The sequence below is a fragment of the Actinoplanes sp. NPDC051851 genome (assembly GCF_040681165.1).
GTDB lineage: Bacteria > Actinomycetota > Actinomycetes > Mycobacteriales > Micromonosporaceae > Actinoplanes.
The window spans coordinates 58,587-77,045 of the sequence record NZ_JBFAYF010000024.1; the positions used below are offsets into that span (position 1 = coordinate 58,587).

At 72.3% G+C, this 18,459-nt stretch carries 18 protein-coding genes; 5 read left to right on the plus strand and 13 right to left on the minus strand.

What is annotated here, in order from left to right:
- Positions 1 to 30 precede the first annotated feature (30 nt).
- The 7 genes from AB0M08_RS22965 to AB0M08_RS22995 form a co-directional block, all read right to left on the minus strand.
- The gene (locus tag AB0M08_RS22965; protein WP_364496615.1) at positions 31 to 1,206 is read right to left on the minus strand and encodes a hypothetical protein; all 1,176 of its coding nucleotides are present in this window, start codon (positions 1,204 to 1,206) and stop codon (positions 31 to 33) included.
- Positions 1,203 to 2,474, minus strand: coding sequence for an O-antigen ligase family protein (locus tag AB0M08_RS22970; protein WP_364496618.1), 1,272 nt, complete (start codon positions 2,472 to 2,474; stop codon positions 1,203 to 1,205). Before AB0M08_RS22970 ends, AB0M08_RS22965 begins: the two co-directional genes overlap by 4 nt.
- Entirely contained in the window at positions 2,471 to 3,763 is a 1,293-nt protein-coding gene (locus tag AB0M08_RS22975; RefSeq protein WP_364496621.1) for an NAD(P)H-quinone oxidoreductase, read from the minus strand. The genes AB0M08_RS22970 and AB0M08_RS22975 overlap by 4 nt, the downstream gene beginning before the upstream one ends.
- Positions 3,756 to 5,177, minus strand: coding sequence for a protein kinase (locus AB0M08_RS22980; protein ID WP_364496624.1), 1,422 nt, complete (start codon positions 5,175 to 5,177; stop codon positions 3,756 to 3,758). Before AB0M08_RS22980 ends, AB0M08_RS22975 begins: the two co-directional genes overlap by 8 nt.
- A 74-nt stretch (positions 5,178 to 5,251) precedes the next feature.
- Positions 5,252 to 6,487, minus strand: a complete 1,236-nt coding sequence (locus AB0M08_RS22985) for a glycosyltransferase family 4 protein (protein ID WP_364496627.1) — start codon at positions 6,485 to 6,487, stop codon at positions 5,252 to 5,254.
- Positions 6,488 to 6,493: 6 nt separating this feature from the next.
- Positions 6,494 to 7,636 (minus strand): aminotransferase class I/II-fold pyridoxal phosphate-dependent enzyme, encoded by a 1,143-nt coding sequence (locus AB0M08_RS22990; RefSeq protein ID WP_364496630.1) that lies wholly within the window; start codon positions 7,634 to 7,636, stop codon positions 6,494 to 6,496.
- Positions 7,629 to 8,399 (minus strand): polysaccharide deacetylase family protein, encoded by a 771-nt coding sequence (locus AB0M08_RS22995; protein WP_364496633.1) that lies wholly within the window; start codon positions 8,397 to 8,399, stop codon positions 7,629 to 7,631. The genes AB0M08_RS22990 and AB0M08_RS22995 overlap by 8 nt, the downstream gene beginning before the upstream one ends.
- Before the next feature lie 162 nt (positions 8,400 to 8,561).
- On the opposite strand from AB0M08_RS22995, the gene AB0M08_RS23000 reads away from it, so the two are divergent.
- Positions 8,562 to 9,572 carry a GNAT family N-acetyltransferase gene (locus tag AB0M08_RS23000; protein WP_364496635.1) on the plus strand — a complete coding sequence of 337 codons (1,011 nt, stop codon included), beginning with the start codon at positions 8,562 to 8,564 and terminating at the stop codon, positions 9,570 to 9,572.
- On the opposite strand, the gene AB0M08_RS23005 is transcribed toward AB0M08_RS23000, so the two are convergent.
- Positions 9,562 to 10,146: a lipoprotein gene (locus tag AB0M08_RS23005; RefSeq protein WP_364496638.1), complete on the minus strand. Its 585-nt coding sequence runs from the start codon at positions 10,144 to 10,146 to the stop codon at positions 9,562 to 9,564. The genes AB0M08_RS23000 and AB0M08_RS23005 overlap by 11 nt on opposite strands.
- 65 nt (positions 10,147 to 10,211) lie before the next feature.
- On the opposite strand from AB0M08_RS23005, the gene AB0M08_RS23010 reads away from it, so the two are divergent.
- The 4 genes from AB0M08_RS23010 (at position 10,212) to AB0M08_RS23025 (ending at position 12,724) form a co-directional block, all read left to right on the plus strand.
- A complete protein-coding gene (locus tag AB0M08_RS23010) occupies positions 10,212 to 10,715 on the plus strand; it encodes a hypothetical protein (protein ID WP_364496641.1) in 504 nt (167 codons plus the stop codon).
- 87 nt (positions 10,716 to 10,802) lie between these two features.
- On the plus strand, positions 10,803 to 11,288 hold the full coding sequence (locus AB0M08_RS23015; protein WP_364496643.1) for a hypothetical protein: 486 nt from the start codon (positions 10,803 to 10,805) through the stop codon (positions 11,286 to 11,288).
- 215 nt (positions 11,289 to 11,503) lie between these two features.
- Positions 11,504 to 12,130, plus strand: coding sequence for an NACHT domain-containing protein (locus tag AB0M08_RS23020; protein WP_364496646.1), 627 nt, complete (start codon positions 11,504 to 11,506; stop codon positions 12,128 to 12,130).
- Positions 12,131 to 12,178: 48 nt separating this feature from the next.
- A complete protein-coding gene (locus AB0M08_RS23025) occupies positions 12,179 to 12,724 on the plus strand; it encodes a DUF998 domain-containing protein (RefSeq protein WP_364496649.1) in 546 nt (181 codons plus the stop codon).
- A 76-nt stretch (positions 12,725 to 12,800) separates the two neighbouring features.
- On the opposite strand, the gene AB0M08_RS23030 is transcribed toward AB0M08_RS23025, so the two are convergent.
- The 5 genes from AB0M08_RS23030 to AB0M08_RS23050 all read right to left on the minus strand — a co-directional run bounded on the left by AB0M08_RS23030 (position 12,801) and on the right by AB0M08_RS23050 (position 18,426).
- The gene (locus tag AB0M08_RS23030; protein ID WP_364496652.1) at positions 12,801 to 13,007 is read right to left on the minus strand and encodes a ribbon-helix-helix domain-containing protein; all 207 of its coding nucleotides are present in this window, start codon (positions 13,005 to 13,007) and stop codon (positions 12,801 to 12,803) included.
- 60 nt (positions 13,008 to 13,067) lie between these two features.
- Positions 13,068 to 14,504 (minus strand): Re/Si-specific NAD(P)(+) transhydrogenase subunit beta, encoded by a 1,437-nt coding sequence (gene pntB / locus AB0M08_RS23035; protein WP_364496655.1) that lies wholly within the window; start codon positions 14,502 to 14,504, stop codon positions 13,068 to 13,070.
- Between the two features lie 2 nt (positions 14,505 to 14,506).
- On the minus strand, positions 14,507 to 16,039 hold the full coding sequence (locus AB0M08_RS23040; protein ID WP_364496658.1) for a Re/Si-specific NAD(P)(+) transhydrogenase subunit alpha: 1,533 nt from the start codon (positions 16,037 to 16,039) through the stop codon (positions 14,507 to 14,509).
- Positions 16,040 to 16,180: 141 nt separating this feature from the next.
- Positions 16,181 to 17,671 carry a glycerol kinase GlpK gene (gene glpK / locus AB0M08_RS23045; protein WP_364496661.1) on the minus strand — a complete coding sequence of 497 codons (1,491 nt, stop codon included), beginning with the start codon at positions 17,669 to 17,671 and terminating at the stop codon, positions 16,181 to 16,183.
- Positions 17,668 to 18,426, minus strand: coding sequence for an IclR family transcriptional regulator (locus AB0M08_RS23050; protein ID WP_364496664.1), 759 nt, complete (start codon positions 18,424 to 18,426; stop codon positions 17,668 to 17,670). The genes glpK and AB0M08_RS23050 overlap by 4 nt, the downstream gene beginning before the upstream one ends.
- Positions 18,427 to 18,459 lie beyond the last annotated feature (33 nt).

Sequence of the window (18,459 nt, forward strand, 5' to 3'; positions counted from 1 at the left end):
GTCGCCCGGCGCCGTAGGGCTCGGGGTCGCCTAGGACCGCAGGATCCGTGCGTTGAGCGCCATGTTCGCGGCGAACTGGTCGTTGACCACCTGGTACGACTCCAGCCGGTGCTGGATGTTCGGGTCGTACCGGCCGAGCTTGACGAAGCCGTCGGCGATCCAGCCGTTGTCCGAGCCGGTGCCGTCCACGTACGCGTGATAGGTCTTCCCGCCGGGCCAGATCACCCGGGTGAGCAGGACCCCGAGCGCGCGCACGTCCGCCGCCGTCCAGCCCCGGTTCTGGTCGCGGGCCTCCACCACGTACGCGACCACCCCGTTGCCGTGGCCGACGTCCTGCCCCGGCCGGCGGGTCGACCCCCAGACGTCGCTCCAGAAGTACGCCGCCGCGTTCACCGGGCTCCGCCGCATCTGGTTGTGGATCTGCGCGCCGATCGTGCCGAGTACCTGCTGGTAGCGGGTACGGCGGGCGGCGTCCGGGGTGATCTGGCTCAGGTTGAGCGCGATCAGGGCCCAGTGCGCGGCCATGTGCGTACGCTCCCGGAAGATCGTGCTCGCCGGGTCCCGGGCGTACCACTTGGCGAAGACGTCGGTCTCGGCGAAGTCGAGCAGCCGCTGATAGCGCGCCCGGTACGTGGCGTTGCCGTAGACGCCCCGGCTCTGCCGCATCGCGACCAGCAACTGGGTCGCGTACCGCCAGAAATAGCTCTCGTAGAGCGGCACCTCCTCGCCGCGCTGCCCGCTCTTGCTGGACGCCCAGCCCCGGTACCCGTCCCGGTACTGGCTGTGCGGCAGGCTGCCGGAGGGCGCGGAGGCGGCCACCACGTTCTCGGTGAAGGTGAGCGCCCGGTCCAGGTAGCGCAGCGACCCGGTGGCCCGGAACATCGCCACGTTCGCGTCCACCGTGTACGCGAGGTCGTAGTGGTCCTGACTGTCCTTCGACCGGCTCATCGGCAGTCCGGTCTGCCCGGCGTACTCCCAGCTCTGCAGGAACACGCCGGTCCAGTGGCTCACGGGTTTCAGCTTCACCGGGGAGGGTCCGCTCGCTGGGTCGCCGGGGTCGGGGAGCGCGCTGCACGGCCGGGCCTCGCTCTGCGCCACGGTGGCCGCGACCAGCGTGCCGACGCCGAGCAGCAGCGCACCGCGCCGGCCCAGCGTCCTCTTGTCGGTCGATCGCTTCGTCAGGGGTCTGTGGTGCGGGGACGTCACTGTCCCACCGCCTCTCGCTCGCGCGGGGGCGGCGCGTCCACCGATCCGGAAGCCGATCCGGAAGCCGATCCGGAAGCCGGGCCGGAAGCCGGGCCGGAAGCCGGGGTGACCGCAGCGGCGGCGGCCACCGCGGCGAAGATCCAGGCGAGCCGGGCGTCGTAGTAGTCACCGGAGAAGAGGCTGCTCAGCGCCACGAAGACGGCCGACGCCACGGCCAGGCCGGCCGCCCGGGGGTGGGCGCCACCGCCGCGTACGGTCCTCGCCCACAGTATGACCGCGGCGGTGAGCAGCCCGAGGCCGATCAGCCCGCCCTCGGCCGCGACCGCGAGCACGTAGTTGTGCGGGTACTCGACCGCCTGGTTGACCCCGATGGTGCCGTAGAACCCGTCCAGCCCGGTCCCGGCGAGCGGGTGGCCGAGGAACATCTCCCAGGCGGCCGCCCAGATCGAGGTCCGGTCGGAGAGGTACTGCTCCTGAACGGTCTGCTCGACGAACCGCTCCTGGAAGAGGCTGGTGAACGCGGGCGGTGCCGCCACGACGATCACCGCGGCGGCGGCGACCAGGAAGACCCCGGCGGCGACCACCGGGCCGGCCCGCAGCCGTCGCCGGATCCTCCAGAGCGCGGCGGCGCCCACCGCGGCGCCGGCCAGCAGTCCGGCCCGGGATCCGGAGAGCACCGCGGCGAGCAGGAAGAGCGGGACGGCCAGCAGCGGCAGCACCCGGCGGGAGTGGAGGAAGAGGGCGATCGCGCTGATCACGCCGAGGAGTTCGATCCGGACGAAGACGTTGGGGCCGCCGCCGAACGCCGAGTACCGGCCCTGCTCGCCGGGGCCGTTCACGAAGAGCGCGGCGATCGCGAACACGATCGCCGCGACGAAGAAGAGCAGGAAGAGCAGGTGGATCGCGCGCTCCGGGCCGCCCCGCGCGTACGCGTAGAACGCGCAGGTCAGGACGGCGAGAAGGACCAGGTCCAGGGTCTGCGGCCCGATCCGGGCCGCGGGCGGCGCCCAGAGCGCCGAGCCGACCTGGAAGAGGAGGAAGAGCAGGGTCATCACGAGCCAGCCCTCCCGGGGCCCCGCGGGCAGGCGCGGGCGGCGGGCGACGTCGACGATCAGTGCGATCAGCGCGACCAGCAGGCCGATCACCCGCAGGTCGACCCAGGCGAGGTCGACCAGGCCGGCCCGGTCCAGGGTGTACCGGCCGCCGATGGCGACCAGCACCAGCAGGACACCGGGGGTGACGAAGACCGCCGGATCGCGCCGGGTCACGGTGCCCGGTCCTTGGTGATCCGGCTGGCGACCAGGGCGAAGAGCAGGCAGGCACCGTACCCGGCGAGCGAGCCGTACGCCGCGCCGAGGATGCCGAACCGGGGGATGAGCAGCAGGTAGACCGCGAAGCTGACCGCGAACCCGGTGATCTCGGCGGCGCTGACGAGTGTGCCGTGTCCCTTGGCGATCAGCAGGCCGAGGGTGACCCGGGAGACCGCGTACAGCCCGGCGGCGACCACCAGCGGGAGCACCACCGCCTTGGCGGGCGCGTACTGGTGGCCGAAGACGGGGACGATCAGCAGGTAGAGGCCGCCGGCCACCAGCGGGACCACCACCAGCGAGTAGACCGCGGCGGCCAGCACGATCGGCCCGGCCTGCAGCCCGCCGTCGTGGTGGGTGGCCCGCCAGCGTCCGAGGCGGGAGTCCGCGTACGCCCGCAACGGCCAGGCGAGCAGCTCGGTCATGGTCGAGACGCTGGTGTAGAGGCCGAGCGCCGCGGTGGAGGCGAGCGCCGGGAGGACGAGCCGGTCCACCCGGAGCATCGCCATGTTGGAGATCGCGGCCGGGAAGAGCTCCAGGCCCTCCCGCCGGACCTGGCGGTTCTGCTCGCGGAGCACCGGGGCGGCGGCGGGATCGGGCGGCAGTCGCAGCCAGAGGACCAGGTACGCGAAGGTGGGCAGGGCACCGGAGAGGAGGTACGCCAGGAACCAGACCTCCGGGATCGCGGCGTGCCCGGCGTAGAGCCCGACCAGCATGCCGAGCAGCAGGAGCGCCTCGATCACCCGGCAGATCAGGAAGTCCCGGACCCGGCCCACCGCGATCGCGATCGACCGGGTGGCCAGCGCGGTCGCCTCGACGATCGTGTACCAGACCAGCATCCCGACGATGACCGGGCCGGGGTTGTGGGTGTGCGGCGAGAACAGCAGGTAGACGACCGCGCCGGTGAGGCCCACCGCGGCGGGCGCCGCGAGCAGTCGCGCGTACGCGCGGACCGCCGGGCCGGCCGCCACGTTGTGGTAGACCGCGACGAAGCTGCGCTCGGTGCCGAGCAGCATCACCTGGGTGGCGAGGTAGACCACCTGCAGCATCAGCGCGACCTCGCCGCGGTGGGTCGGCGTCATCGAGCGGACCATCAGGATGTTCGCGGCCAGCGCCACCACGCCGGTCAGCACCTGCGAGGCGAGGAGCTGGACGTACGGCTCGCGGAGCTGCGTGCGGACCCAGGCGAGCGGGTGCGGGCGGCGTGGTGGGACGAGCGCCGCGGCCTGATCCACGTGGATCTCACTCACCGCGCCGCTGCTCCCCGCCGGCGGGGGCGTTCCACGCGACGGTCTCGTCCCCGGCGAGGGCTGCCTTGACGACCCGGGCCCGGCCGCGGACCGGGGAGGCGGGCGGCGGCTTCTCGATCGGGACCATCAGCTCGGGCGGCTCCGGTTTGGGGTCGACCGGGGCGCCGTCCGCCCAGCCCTGGCCGGTGGGCAGCTTGCGGGGCAGCGCGTTGAGGACGGCGCCGCCCAGCTTGGCGCCGACCCGGCCGAGCAGTTCCATCGAGCGCTCCACGTCGGCCGTCCGGGTGCGGTTGGCGCGGACCACCAGCAGCGTGCTGTCGGTGGCCTTGCCGAGCACCGTCGCGTCGGCCACCCCGTGCAGCGCCGGCGCGTCGACCAGCACCACGTCGAAGCGCTCGGTCAGCGTGCGCAGGGTGGCACCGAGCCGCGGCGAGGCGAGCAGCCCGCCCGGGTCGGGTCCCGGATCGCCGGCGGGCAGTACGGTCAGCCGGCCGCCGAGCGACTTGTGCAGCACGTCGGGCACCCGGGCGCTGCCGCCGAGCACCTCGGCCAGGCCGGGTGCCGGGTCCATCGCGAGGTAGCGGCCGACGCCGGGCGTCCGCAGGTTGGCGTCGACCAGGACCACCCGTGCCCCGGTCTCGGCCATCGCGATGGCCAGCCCGCAGGTGACCGCGGTGGTCCCCTCCTTGCGGTGGGCGCCGGTGAGCAGCAGCGACCGGCCGCGCGGGTTGGCCCGCCGTCCGTCGGTGATCCCCGGCAGCAGGCTGCGCAGCCGGCGGAACGCCTCGGCGAGCGCCTGGTCCGGGTGGGCGGCGTGCCCGGTCCGGCCGCCCAGCGAGATCACGCCGACCGTCTCCAGGCCGAGGCGGCGCAGGTCGTCCTCCTCGGCCACGGTCCGGCGGGTCGCCTCCCGGGCGGCCACCGCGATCCCGCCGATCAGCAGGCCGAGCACGGCGGCGAAGCCCAGGTTGCGCCCGAGGCCGTCGGGCTCCCGGGCGGTCTGCGCCTCCTGCAGTACCGAGACGGTGGCGGCCGGTTCGCCGTCCCCGGCCGGCGGGGAGATCTGCCGGGCGAGCGGGATCAGGACCGCGGAGGCGGTGGTGACGATCTCCCGGCTGCGCGCCGCGGACCGGTCGACGGCCGAGATGACCAGCAGGTCGGTGCCCTCCTGGAGCTGCGCCGAGAGGCTCGCCCGTACCTGGTCCGCGGTGACCTTCCCGTGCAGTCTGGCGACCACGCCCTGGGCCACCCGCGGCCCGGTGAGCAGCGCGATGTACGAGTTCAGCCGCCGTGTCGCGGCGTCCGGATCGCCGGACCCGGAGCTCGCGTAGAGCGTCATCGAGGAGCGGTAGGCCGGTGCCGCGGTCAGCGTCAGGGCCGCGGTGACCCCGGTCGCCAGCAGCACCGGAACCACGAGCCACACCCAACGCCTGCGGCAGGCACGAAGATAAGCACGCAGTTCCACGCCGTCGACCTCGATCCGTCGGTTCAGTACTGCTCGGACAACGACCGGGTACGCCCGGCGGATCGGTGGAGCACACCTTCGAAGCGTTCGAAGAGCAGATCGCGGGAGAAGCGCTCGACGGCCAGCCGGTGTGCGGCGTCCCGGGCCTTGGCCAGCCAGTCCTCGTCGCGGGCGTGGGCGGCCAGCACCTCGCCGGCCCCGGCCGGGTCGTGCGGGTCGAGCACCAGGCCCGCCCCGGTCTCCCCGATCAGGTCGGCCTGCCAGCCGCCGTAGTTGATCGCGATCGGCCGGGAGGCGGCGAGCGCGTCGAAGAACTTGTTGGCCGAGTTGTCCCAGAGCCCGGGGATCGGCCGGACCATGCTCGTCGACAGGGTCGCGGCGCCGAGGATCACCGGCAGGTCGGACTTCGGGACCTTCTCCCACATCCGTACGGTCGTGTCGAGCAGTCCGTGCTCGGCCGCCAGCCGTCCGGTGCTCTCCCACTCCCGCCCGTGCCCGACGATCAGCACCCGGATCTCCGGGTCGATCTCCCGCATCCGCCGCGCCGCGTGCACCAGGTAGTCCACCCCGTTCACCGCGCCCAGCGCCCCGGTGTAGACGATCAGCGGCCGGTCGCCGAGCCAGTGATGCTCGTTCCTGAACGCGGCGACGGAGGAGGGGTCGACGGCGAAGAGCTCGATGTCGGCGGCGTTCGGCACGATGGTGACCGGGACCGAGGGCCGCCGCTTGTTGACCCCGAGCGCCATGCCGGGGGAGAGGGCGACCACCGCGGCCGCGTTCCGGTACGCCCAGTCGGCGAGCGCCCCGGCCAGCCCGCGCGCCACCGGGTTCCGCAGCGCGCCCATCTCGATCGGGATCTCCGGCCAGAGGTCGCGGACCTCGAAGACGAACGGCACCCGGCGCAGCCTGGCGGCGAGTACACCGGGTACCGCGACGGTGAGCGGCGTGCTGGTCGCGAAGACCAGGTCGGCGCCGATCCGGGCCGCCCGCACCGTGGCGAGCAGCATGAACTCGGCGAACGCGCGCAACCGGCGGGCGTAGGACATGTGGTTGTCGTACGGAACCCGGAACCAGTGGACGGTGATCCCGTCGTCGTCGGTCACCTTCCAGCCCAGCTCCCGGGCGCCCGGGGTGATGTCCGTGGTGATCACGTCGACCGTGTGCCCCCGGGCGACCAGCCGGCGGGCCTGCTCGTACGAGCGGATCCCGCCCGCCATCCCCGGGTTGCAGTAGTACTGATGGATGTAGACGATGCGCATCCGTGCCTACCCCTTCTGCCCGGCGGCGACCGATCGGACGACGTCCACGACGCGCCGCCGGTCGTGTGCGGTGAGCGCGGATCCGCTGGGCAGGCAGAGCCCCCGGCGGAACAGACCGGCCGAGACCGAGCCGCCGCGGATGACGCAGTCCCGGAAGGCCGGCTGCAGGTGCATCGGTTTCCAGGTGGGCCGGGCCTCGATGTCGTGCCGGGCCAGCTCGGTGAGGATCCGGTCGCGGCTCGCCCCGAACCGGTGCTCGTCGACGAGCAGGCAGGTCAGCCACCAGTTCGGTTCGCCGTACGCCGCGATCGGCATGAACGTCAGCCCGGGCAGGTCGCCGAGCTCGTCCCGGTAGTGCTCGAAGGTGGCCCGCCGCGCGGCGATCATGCCCGGCAGCCGTTGCAGCTGACCCCGGCCGACCGCGGCGAGCAGGTTGGAGAGGCGGTAGTTGTAGCCGACCGTGCGGTGTTCGTAGTGCGGCACCGGCTCACGGGCCTGGGTGGCGAGGTGCCGGACCTGCCGGGCCACCGAGCCGTCGTCGGTGACCAGCACCCCGCCGCCGCCGGTGGTGATGATCTTGTTGCCGTTGAAGGAGAGCACGCCGGCCCGGCCGAACGAGCCGGCCGGCCGGTCCCGGTAGGTCGCGCCGAGCGCCTCGGCGGCGTCCTCGATCAGGGGTACGCCGTACCGGTCGCAGGCGTCCAGCAGCGGCTCGTAGTCGGCGCACTGGCCGAACAGGTCGACCGAGATCACCGCCCGGGGCAGCTGGCCGAGCTGGGCCCGGACCCGCAGCTCCTCGGCGACCAGGTCCGGGTCGACGTTCCAGCTCTCCTCGGTGCTGTCGATGAAGATCGGCCGGGCGCCGAGGTACATCACCGCGTTGGCGCTGGCCGCGAAGGTGAACGAGGGGACCAGGACGCTGTCGCCGCGGCGTACCCCGGCGGCGATCAGGGCCAGGTGCAGGGCCGCGGTGCCGCTGCTCAGTGCGACGGCGTGGCGGACGCCCACCGTCTCGGCCAGCCGTGCCTCGAAGGCGTCGAGGTCGGGGCCGGCCGGCGCGACCCAGTTCGAGTCGAACGCCTCCAGCAGCAGCTTGCGCTCGATGTCGCTCACGTCCGGCGGGGAGAGATAGATCCGCGTGTCAGTCATGAACCCGGGTCCTCATCGCTAGCACGGGCCACGCCGGGTGGAGTCCCTGACGGCGGATCCACATCGGCGAGTCGCCGGTGTGCATCGCCGGGCGCAGCGTGGTGGCGAAACTGCGATAACCCGCCTCGGCGGCGGCCTGCACGTCCCGGTCGAGGAAGTCGACGGCGGGGTGCCCGTACGGCGCGGCGAAGTCACGGACCTCGTCGCCGAGCTCGTCCTCGATCTCCCGTTTGGAGTCGACGACCTCCCGGACGGCGTCGTACGCGGACTGGTCGGCGAGCCGGTGGTGGGTGACCGTGTGCGAGCCGAAACCGAATCCGGCGTCGCGGATCTCCCGGCAGTCCCGCCAGGTCAGGTTGCCGGGGCGGCCGATCAGCCCGGTGGTGACGAAGAAGGTGGCCGGCACGCCCAGGTCGAGCAGGGCCGGCACCACCACGTCCCGCCAGCTCGGATGGCCGTCGTCGAAGGAGAGGCAGAAGACCGGCCCGGTCAGCGGGCGGCTGCCGGCGAGGATGTCGAGCGCGGAGTCCCAGGAGATCATCGGGCCGATCCGGCGCAGGGTGCCGAGGTGGCGCCGCAGGTCGGCGGCGTACTCGGGCAGGACGTCGTGGTAGAAGGGGAAGTAGAGGCCGGCGGCGCTGGGCAGCCGGCGGAACAGTCCGGCCGGGGCGAGGATCCTGCCCTGCACCCGGGGGTGGGCCCGGAGCCGTCTGCGTATTCCCAACTCGTTCAGGCGTCGTTTGATCGGCGTCGGCGGCTCCATGCGTCGGCACCCTCCCGCTCGTCGTTCTCATCCACCTTGGCAAAGGCGTACCGGAGCGCGGCAGTAGCAATTGTCATAATGAATGCGAGGAATTTTCACCTCAATTAGGGAATGGCCGACAACTCTTGTGGAATGAGCATTCGGGCGGGCATCATCCGGCCCATGCTTCGACTGCGCGCAGTGCCGCCGACCGACGCGCTCTGGGCCGACCGCGCGACCTACCCGGACCGTCTCGTCTTCCACACCCCCGAGTGGCTCCGCTTCGTGGCCGAGTGCCAGCGTGCCGAGCCGATCCTCGCCACCGTGACCGACGGCGGTGCCACCGTCGGCCACTTCACCGGCCTGCTGACCCGCCGGTACGGCCTGCGCATCCTGGGCAGTCCGATGGCCGGCTGGACCACCTCCTACCTCGGCTTCAACCTGCGCGAAGGGGTGCCACGCCGGGCCGCGCTGGAGGCGTTGCTGCCCTTCGCGCTCGGCGAGCTGGGCTGCGCGCACCTGGAGATCCGCGACCGCGGGCTGACCGAGCCGGACCTGGCCGGGCTGGACCTGCACTGGGACGCCGCGCCCACCGCGGTGATCGACCTGACCCCGGACGAGGACGCGCTCTTCGGCGCGATGGCCAGCGCCTGCCGGCGCAATGTGCGCAAGGCCGCGAAGTCCGGCGTGGTCATCGAGGAGGCGGCGCCGGACGTATCATTCGCCGACGAATTCTACAGTCAATTGCGCGACGTCTTCGCCAAGCAGAATCTGGTTCCCACCTATTCCGTGGAACGCGTCCGGTCGTTGATCCGACACCTCGCCCCGGCCGGGCGAATTCTGCTTCTGCGGGCCCGCGACGGCGACGGCCGGTGCATCGCCACCGCGGTTCTGCCGTGGCACCACCGGACCATGTACTTCTGGGGCGGTGCGAGCTACCGCGAGCATCAGCACCTGCGGCCCAACGAGGCGCTGATCTGGTACGCCCTGCGCTGGGCCAGAGCGCGGGGCGTGACCGAATTCGATTTCGTCGGCGGGAACTCCTACAAGGCCAAGTACGGGACCGGCGAGGTCCCGGTGCCGTGGGCGCGGCGGTCCCGGTCGCCGCTGGTGGCCCGGCTCCGGGACGCCGCCAAACAGGGGTACGCGTTCAAGCAGCGGGTCAGCGGGCGGCTCGCGTCGTCTACCCCGTGACGGCCAGGGTGTCCCGGGCCAGCGCGTACGCGGGAAGCATCTCTTGAAACTCCTCGTCGTCGAAGCTGTCCAGCGACACGGCGACCAGCCCGTCGGTGGTCGTGACCGCGAACGCCCGCTCCGGCTCGCCGTCCTGCTGATAGCTCACCTCGACGCCGGACGCGATGTCGGTGAAGGCCGCCTCGGTGACGGTCTCGCCGAGGAACTCCTCCAGGGCGGCGCGCGGCTCACCCGCGGCGGCGGTCCAGACCCGGAGGAAGCCGATGTTCCCGGCCGGCTTCGCGTCGATCTCGCAGGCCATGGTGAACGGTCCGCGCTTGGCGAGCGCCGCCAGCGGGTCGTCCTCGTCCACCGTCACGGCCTTCGGCGACCACGACTCCTCGAGCCCGAAGGTGACCGGAAGTTCACACCCGCTGCCGGCCGCGCCGACCACGGCCGCCGCACGCGGCGCCGCGGTGGTGGCGGCCGCGGAGGCCGCCGGCTCCTCCGGGCTCCCCTCGGCGGCGTCGCAGGAGGCGAGGGTGAGGGCGGAGACGGCGAGCAGGGCGGCGCGGAGCCGGGTGCGTGTGATCACAAGGCGGGGAGTATAGATGGGAAGCATGTTGATCTAGGGCGAGGTATCGACTACCTTCCGTGGCCATGAAGCGCAACGGGGTTGTCTCCACCGTCCTTTTCTCCTTCTGCATGGCCATGCTCACCGCGTGCGGTAGCGAGGACGGCAAGTCCACCGACGCGGCGGCCCCCGCGGCCACCACCTCCGCCGTCACCTCCGAGGCGCCCGCCGCGCCGGCCGCGGATTCCGCGGACGACGAGAAGCTCTGCACCGAGGCGGACAAGGCCGGCGAGGCGATGAAGAACGACCTGCTCGCCGCGATGAAGGACGCGGCGGCCAAGGGCGAGTCCGAGCCCTCCGTCGAGGACGCGAAGGAGCTGCTCGCCACGTTCGAGGCGACGGTGGCCCCGCTGGTCGCGAGCGCCGGCGACTCCGCGGTGGGCGCCGCCCTCACGGCCCTCGCCACCGAGACCGGCAAGGCCGCGGCCGCCGCCGACCCGTTCACCGCCGCCCAGGACCCGGCCTTCGAACAGGCCGGCACCGACTTCACCGCGGCGTGCAAGGCCGCCGGGGTCACCGTCAACTTCTGATCCCGCCGCTCCGCCGCCCTGCCGCCGTCGCGCGGCAGGGCCCTCGGGGTTGGATCAGGTGCCGATCGTCGGCTACCGTCCGTGTCCGTGACGCGTTCCCGGATCCTCCCCACCGCAGCCCTGGTCTGTGCCGCCCTGGCCGCCCTCACCGCCTGTAGCGACTCGGGCACGGAGACCGCCGCCGCGCCGCAGTCCCCGGCTGCGGCCGCCGTCTCCGCGTCGGCCGCCCCGGCCGACGCGAACGCGACCGGTGACAAGTCGCTCTGCAGCGCGGTGAACACGGCCGGCTCGACGATGAAGAGCGACATCACGTCGGCGATCGACGCGAAGGGCGACGTCGACACGGCGAAGGCCCGGACCGCGCTCACCGAGTTCCACACTGCGGTCACCCGGGCCCTGGTGGTGACCGGCGACACCGACGTGGCGCACGCCGCCCGGGCCGTCGCCGACGAGATCGACAAGGCCGCCAAGGCCGACGACCCGATCGCCACGGCCGCCGACGCCGACTTCGAGACCCTGAGCGAGTCCCTGACGACCGCCTGCAAGTCCGCCGGCGTCGAGATCAACTTCTAACCCCCTTTCCGGTACGCCCGGAGCGCCCCGCCGGAGTGAACTTGGCCGGCGCCGCCGTCGTCGAGGTGTCCCCGGCACGCGACCACGCCGGGAGCACCGGGATCGCAGCCGCGCACGTCGGCTACGTGTTGCCGCCCGCGAGGGCCCTCCACGCCCGGCCGTCTCCGGGCGGCACCCGCCATCGGAAGATCGATTCCGGTCGGCACGATGGCGTCATGGGTGCGGACGCGGAGCTGGCGAGGGAGGTCTCCCAGCAGTGGGAGCACGAGGCCCTGATCCGCGGCGCGGCCCCGGTCGCGCCGCGCTGGGCGTCCACCGCCCGGCCGGTCGCGGCGCCCGCCGCCGAGGTGCTCGGCCCGGACTGGACGGCGGGCCGCGCCCTCCGGCTCCGGCTGCGCGGCGCCGCCGCCGACCTCGCCGGCGCGCTGCTGGCCCTGCCGTCCCGCCGCCTGGTGGTGCTCGGCGCACCGGGCTCCGGCAAGTCCGCGCTCGCCACCCGCCTGGTCCGGGACCTGCTCGACCTGCCCGGCGCACCGGTACCGGTGCTGCTGAGCCTCGCCACCTGGCAGCCGGAGACCCAGCCGCTCGGCGTCTGGCTGGCCACCCGGATCGCCCGCTCCTACCCGTCCTGCCGCGACGCCGCCGGGCTGCTGGCCGCCGCGCGCATCCTGCCGATCCTGGACGGCCTGGACAGAATCGGTCCCGCCGCGATGCCCCGGCTCGGCGAGTACCTCACCGGGCCTCGCCCGATCGTGATCACCTGCCGGACCGGCGCGTACGCGTCGCTGATCGCCCACCCGCTGTCCCGTACCGCCGTGGTCGAGCTGGAGCCGTCCACCTAGGGGAAAAGCTGGAGGCGTTCATGCCCGCCCCCGGATTACCGTCCGTTCATGAGGACCGACAGGCTGCTCCTTACCGGCGCCGCGGCGGGACCGCTGTTCGTCCTGGTCGTGCTCGTGCCCACTCTCCACCACGGCCGTTCACCGGCCCTGAGCCCGTCCAGCTGGATGCAGGCGGTGACCTTCCTGGTGTGCGGCGCACTCAGTGTCCTGCTGGCCGCCGGTCTCGGCCGCGGCCCGGGTCCGGCGTTCATCGCGCTCTGGGGCGTGTCGCTGATCGGCGCCGGCGTCTTCCCGGCGAACACCACCGCCACCTACCCCGGCAGCGGCGTCAACGGCCTGCTCAACATCCTCTTCTCGCTGACCGCCGTCCTCGCGGTCGCCGGCGCCCTGATCACTCTGCGCCACACCGGTGGTCCCGCGTGGCGGCGACTCTCGCTCTTCGCGCTTGTCGCGTACGCCCTGTGCACCGCCCTCGCCCTCCCCGCCGCCGCCCTCCTCACCTGGTGGACGTGGCTGACCGCGCTCGCCGTCCACGCGCTGCGCGCGGTCCGCGATCCCGCCGTCGAGGGCCGCGGCGCCACGGTCGGGGCGTGACGGAGCGCGACGTCCCGGGGCGCGACGCCCACCGCACCGTCACCCTCGCCACAGCTACCCGCTGAGGCCGAGAGGTTCAGCGTGCCGCGTTGAAATCGGCGAAGTCGGCCGCGTCCGCCCCGGTCAGCGAGGCATGCCAGGCGATCGCGTCGTCCACCGCGAGCCGGGCGAGATGTTCCCGCACGGCGTCGGCCACGAAGGCGGATCGGCTGCCCTCGGCGGCGGCGACATCGAGCTCCGCAGCGAGTTCGTCGTCCAGTGTGATGGAGATGCAGACGGCCATGTCAGCGGCGTTACCGCTGACATGGCCGGGGAAAACCGCTCGGTGGAGGGAGACGCCTGGTCAGACGCGGGCGGAGGTGGTGACCGCGCGCAGGATGTCGTCGACGCGCTCCTTGGCGTCGCCGAAGAGCATGGCGCAGTTCTCGCGGAAGAAGAGCGGGTTCTGCACCCCCGCGTACCCCGACGCCATCGAGCGCTTGAAGACGATCACGTCGTCCGCCTCCCAGACCTTCAGCACCGGCATGCCCGCGATCGGGCTGGCCGGGTCCTCGGTCGCCGCCGGGTTGACCGTGTCGTTGGCGCCGATGACCAGCACCACCGACGTACCGGGGAAGTCGTCGTTGATCTCGTCCATCTCGCAGACGATGTCGTAGGGCACCCGCGCCTCCGCGAGCAGCACGTTCATGTGCCCCGGCAGGCGGCCGGCGACCGGGTGGATGCCGAAGCGGACCTCGACACCGCGATCGCGCAGCACCCGGGTCAGCTCGGCGACCCCGTGCTGGGCCTGTGCCACCGCCATCCCGTACCCGGGCGTGATGATCACCGAGGAGGCCGTGGTGAGCAGGTCGGCCACCCCCTCCGCGGTGATCTCCCGGTGCTCGCCGTAGTCCCTGTCGTCCGCGGGCCCGGCCTCGATCCCGAACCCGCCGGCGATCACCGAGAGGAAGGACCGGTTCATCGCCTTGCACATGATGTACGACAGGTACGCACCCGAGGACCCGACCAGTGCCCCGACCACGATCAGCAGGTCGTTCTCGAGGAGGAAGCCCGCCGCGGCGGCCGCCCACCCGGAGTAGCTGTTCAGCATCGACACCACGACCGGCATGTCGCCGCCGCCGATCGACGCGACCAGGTGCCAGCCGAGCAGCAGCGCGAGCCCGGTGACCACGCCGAGCAGCCAGAGCCGCGGGCTGATCACGAACCACGCCGTGAGGAGGACGAAGGCCACCAGGACGCCGACGTTGATGAGGTTCTTGCCCGGCAGCATCAGCGGGTTCGACCTGATCCGGGCGGAGAGCTTGAGGAACGCCACGATCGACCCGGTGAAGGTGACCGCGCCGATGAAGACGCCGATCACCACCTCGGCGCTGTGGATGCCGAGCATGCCCTGCCCGTCGAGCAGCGCCGCCTCGCTGCCGGAGAGGTCCGCCTCGACGTGCAGGTAGCCGTTCCAGCCGACCAGCACGGCGGCGAGGCCGACGAAGCTGTGCAGCAGCGCGATCAGCTCCGGCATCCCGGTCATCTCCACCCGGCTCGCCCGGTACAGGCCGACGGCCGCGCCGATCAGGGTGGCCACCACCAGCAGGATCAGCCCGGTGGAGCTCATGTCGCGGGTGACGGCGAGCGCCACCGTGGCGACCAGGGCCACGGTCATGCCGGCGATGCCGAACGCGTTCCCGGCCCTCGCGGTCTCGTGCCGGGAGAGGCCGGCCAGCGCCAGGATGAAGAGCAGGGCGGCGACGAGGTAGGCCGCCTGCGCGGCGGTTTCCACGGACACGGTCAGCTCCTCGAGAACATGGCGAGCATGCGGCGGGTCACCGCGAAGCCGCCGAAGACGTTGATGCTGGCCAGCAGCACGGCGGTGAAGGCCAGCGCGGTGACGGCCGCGTCGCCGTGGCCGAGTTGCAGCAGGGCGCCGACCACGATGATCCCGGAGATCGCGTTGGTGACCGACATCAGCGGCGTGTGCAGCGCGTGGTGCACGTGCCCGATCACGTAGTAGCCGATGACGATGGCGAGCGCGAAGACGGTGAGGTGGCCGCGGAGCGCGGCCGGTGCCAGCGCGGCGAGCAGGAAGAGCGCGGCGGCCCCGGCGCCGATGACGGGGAGCGGGCTTCTCTTGACGGGTGAAACGGTGACGACCGGCGCGGCGACGGCGGCGGCCACCGGGGCCGCGGAGACCGCGACCGGAGGCGGCGGCCAGGTCAGCCCGCCGTCCCGGACCACGGTCATCGAGCGCTGCACCACGTCCTCGAAGTCGAGGACCAGCTGCCCGTCCTTCTCCGGCGTCATCAGCTTCATCAGGTTGACCAGGTTGGTGCCGTACAGCTGGGAGGCCTGCGCGGGCAGCCGGCTGGGCAGGTCGGTGTAGCCGATGACGGTCACCCCGTTCGCGGTGACCACCACCTCGCCGGGGACGGTGCCCTCGACGTTCCCGCCGTTCGCGGCGGCCATGTCGACGATCACGCTGCCCGGCTTCATGCTCGCCACCATCGGCGCGGTGATCAGCGTCGGCGCGGGCCTCCCGGGGATCAGCGCGGTGGTGATGACGATGTCGACCTCGGTGGCCTGCGCGGCGTAGAGCCGGGCCGCCCGGTCGTTGTAGTCGTCGGACATCTCCTTGGCGTACCCGGTGGCGGAGACCTCCACGTCGGCCGCCTCGATCGACAGGTACTCGCCGCCGAGCGAGCGGACCTGGTCGGCCACCTCGGGGCGCGGGTCGGTGGCCCGTACGATCGCGCCGAGGCTGCCCGCCGCGCCGATCGCCGCGAGCCCGGCCACCCCGGCACCGGCGACCAGCACCTTGGCCGGTGGCACCTTGCCCGCCGCGGTCACCTGGCCGGTGAAGAACCGGCCGAAGGCGTGCGCCGCCTCGACCACCGCGCGGTACCCGGCGATGTTCGCCATCGAGGAGAGCACGTCGAGCGACTGCGCCCGGGAGATCCGCGGCACCGCGTCCATCGAGAGCGCGGTGATCGGCCGTTTGGCGAGCTCCTCGACCAGCTCCGGGTCGAGCCTCGGGTTGAGCATGCCGATCAGGGTGGCGCCGTCGGCGAGCCGCTCCAGCGGCGGCGGGTTGATGGCGAAGAGGATGTCGGCGGTGTACGGGTCGCCGATCGTCGCCCCGGCGCCGGCGTAGGACTCGTCGGAGAACGCGGACTCGGCGCCCGCTCCGGACTCCACCACCACGCCGTACCCGAGCTTGACCAACTCCGCCACAGTGGCGGGTGTCGCCGCCACTCGCCGCTCACCCGGTTGCGGGTCTCGCGGTATACCGATGATCATCGTTGACTCCCGGTTGAAGTTGACCATGACAACGTGGGGCAGGGCGTTACCGGTTCACTGCGGCACGGGTCGGTTACTCGCAGGTAGAGCGAGGTTAGGGTGCGGCGGCGCCGATTTCCAGAGTGTTGCGGCCGGAAGAACGCGGCAAGTTATCCACGAGCGAAAAGATCAGGCGGGCTGGATCCAGTCGAAGGTCCGCTCGACGGCGCGTCGCCAGTTGGCGTACTCGGCTGCCCGGATGCCCGGGTCCATGGCCGGCATCCACTGGCCGGCGATGTGCCAGTTGCGCCGTAGCCCGTCCAGGTCGGGCCAGTACCCGACGGCCAGCCCCGCCGCGTACGCCGCGCCCAGCGACACCGTCTCGACGGCGAGCGGCCGGACCAGCGGCACGTCCAGCACGTCCGCGATCATCTGCATCAGCAGGTTGTCCGCCGTCATCCCGCCGTCCACCTTGAGTGTGCTCAGCCCCAGGCCGGAGTTCGCGTTCATCGCGTCCACCACCTCGCGGGTCTGCCAGGCGGTCGCCTCCAGCACGGCGCGGGCCAGGTGCCCCTTGGTGATGTACGACGTCAGCCCTACGATCACGCCACGGGCCTCGGACCGCCAGTGCGGGGCGTACAGCCCGGAGAACGCCGGCACGATGTAGCACCCGCCGTTGTCGGTCACGGTCCGGGCGAGCGTCTCGATCTCCGGCGCGCTGGAGATCAGCTCCAGCTGGTCGCGGAACCACTGGACCAGCGACCCGGTGATCGCGATCGAGCCCTCGAGCGCATAGGCGGCGGGTGACCCGGCGATCTGGTACGCCACGGTGCTGAGCAGCCCGTTGTTCGACGCGACGAGCTCCGGGCCGGTGTTCAGCAGCAGGAAGCTCCCGGTCCCGTAGGTGCACTTCGCCTCGCCCGCCGTGAAGCAGGTCTGCCCGAACAGGGCCGCCTGCTGGTCGCCGAGGGCGGCTCCGATGCGTACCCCGGGAAAGGCGTGGGAAGCGGTGCCGAAGTCGCCGATCGACGGCCGCACCTCCGGCAGCATCGCGTGGGGTATCCCGAAGAAGTCGATCGCCTTCGAGGACCAGTCCAGGGAGTGGATGTCGAGCAGCATGGTCCGGCTCGCGTTGGTCACGTCGGTGACGTGCCGCCGGCCGCCGGTGAGGTTCCAGATCAGCCAGGTCTCCATGGTTCCGCAGAGCAGTTCGCCGCGCGCCGCCCGCTGGTGCAGCCCGGGTGTCTGGTCCAGCATCCAGCGCAGGCGCGGACCGGAGAAGTAGGTCATGAGCGGCAGGCCGGAGATCTCCGAGACGTCGGCGGAGTTCTCCGACAGGGCGTGCACCAGCGACGACGTCCGGGTGTCCTGCCAGGTGATCGCGCGTCCGGCCGGCACACCGGTGTGCTTGTCCCAGATCACCGTCGTCTCGCGCTGGTTCGCGATCCCGACCGCCGCCACCTGGTCCAGCGTGACCCCGGCCTGCCGCAGGGCCCGGGGCGCGAGGCGCTCGACGTTCCGCCAGATCTCCATGGCGTCGTGCTCGGCCCAGCCCGGTCTCGGGAAGTACTGCCGGTGCTCCTGTTGCGCCATCGAGACCAGCTGTCCCCGGCGGTCGAAGACGATGCATCGGGTCGAGGTGGTGCCCTGATCGATCGCGACCACGTACTTCTCGGTCATCGGGTGGCCCCCAAGTCCCTGGAGATGGCGCGTGCGGCGTCCCGCACGCAGGTGATCAGGTGCGGTCGTGGCCGGTAGTGGCTGTCGCAGAGGCGTTCCACCGGCCCGGACACCCCGATCGCGCCGATCACCAGCCCGCCGTAGCTGCGGATCGGCGCCGCCACCGCCGCCTGCCCGAGCGTCAGCTCCTCGATGTCGGCCGCGAATCCCTGCTCCCGGACCTGCTCCAGTCCGGCGGTCAGCTCCCGTCTTCCGATCAACGTCTTCCTCGTGTACGCCGTGAGCTCGCTCCGCACCGTCGCGCCACCCGCCCGGTACGCCAGCAGGACCTTGCCCAGCGCCGTGGCGTGCAGGGGTAACAGGGTTCCCACGTCGAGTGTCTGGAACGTGTCGTCCGGCCGGAACACGTGGTGCACGACCAGGACCTCGCCCTCCAGCACGGTGCCGATCCGGACCGCCTCACCGCTGTTCGCCGCGAGTGGATCGGCCCAGTTGATCGAGCGGGACCGCAGCTCGTTGATGTCCAGGTAGCTGGTGCCCAGGTGCAGCAGGGCCGCGCCGAGCTGGTACTGCCCGGAGGTCCGGTCCTGTTCGACGAAGCCGACGCCCTGCAGCGTGCGCAGGATCCCGTGGGTGGTGCCCTTGGCCAGATCCAGGGCGCGCGCGATCTCGCTGAGCCCGAGGCGGCCCGGTCCGCCGGCCAGCATCCGCAGGATCGCGGCCGCTCGCTCGATGGACTGCACTGTTCCCGGCATGTTTCGGACTCTATGCGACTGTGCGACGACCCG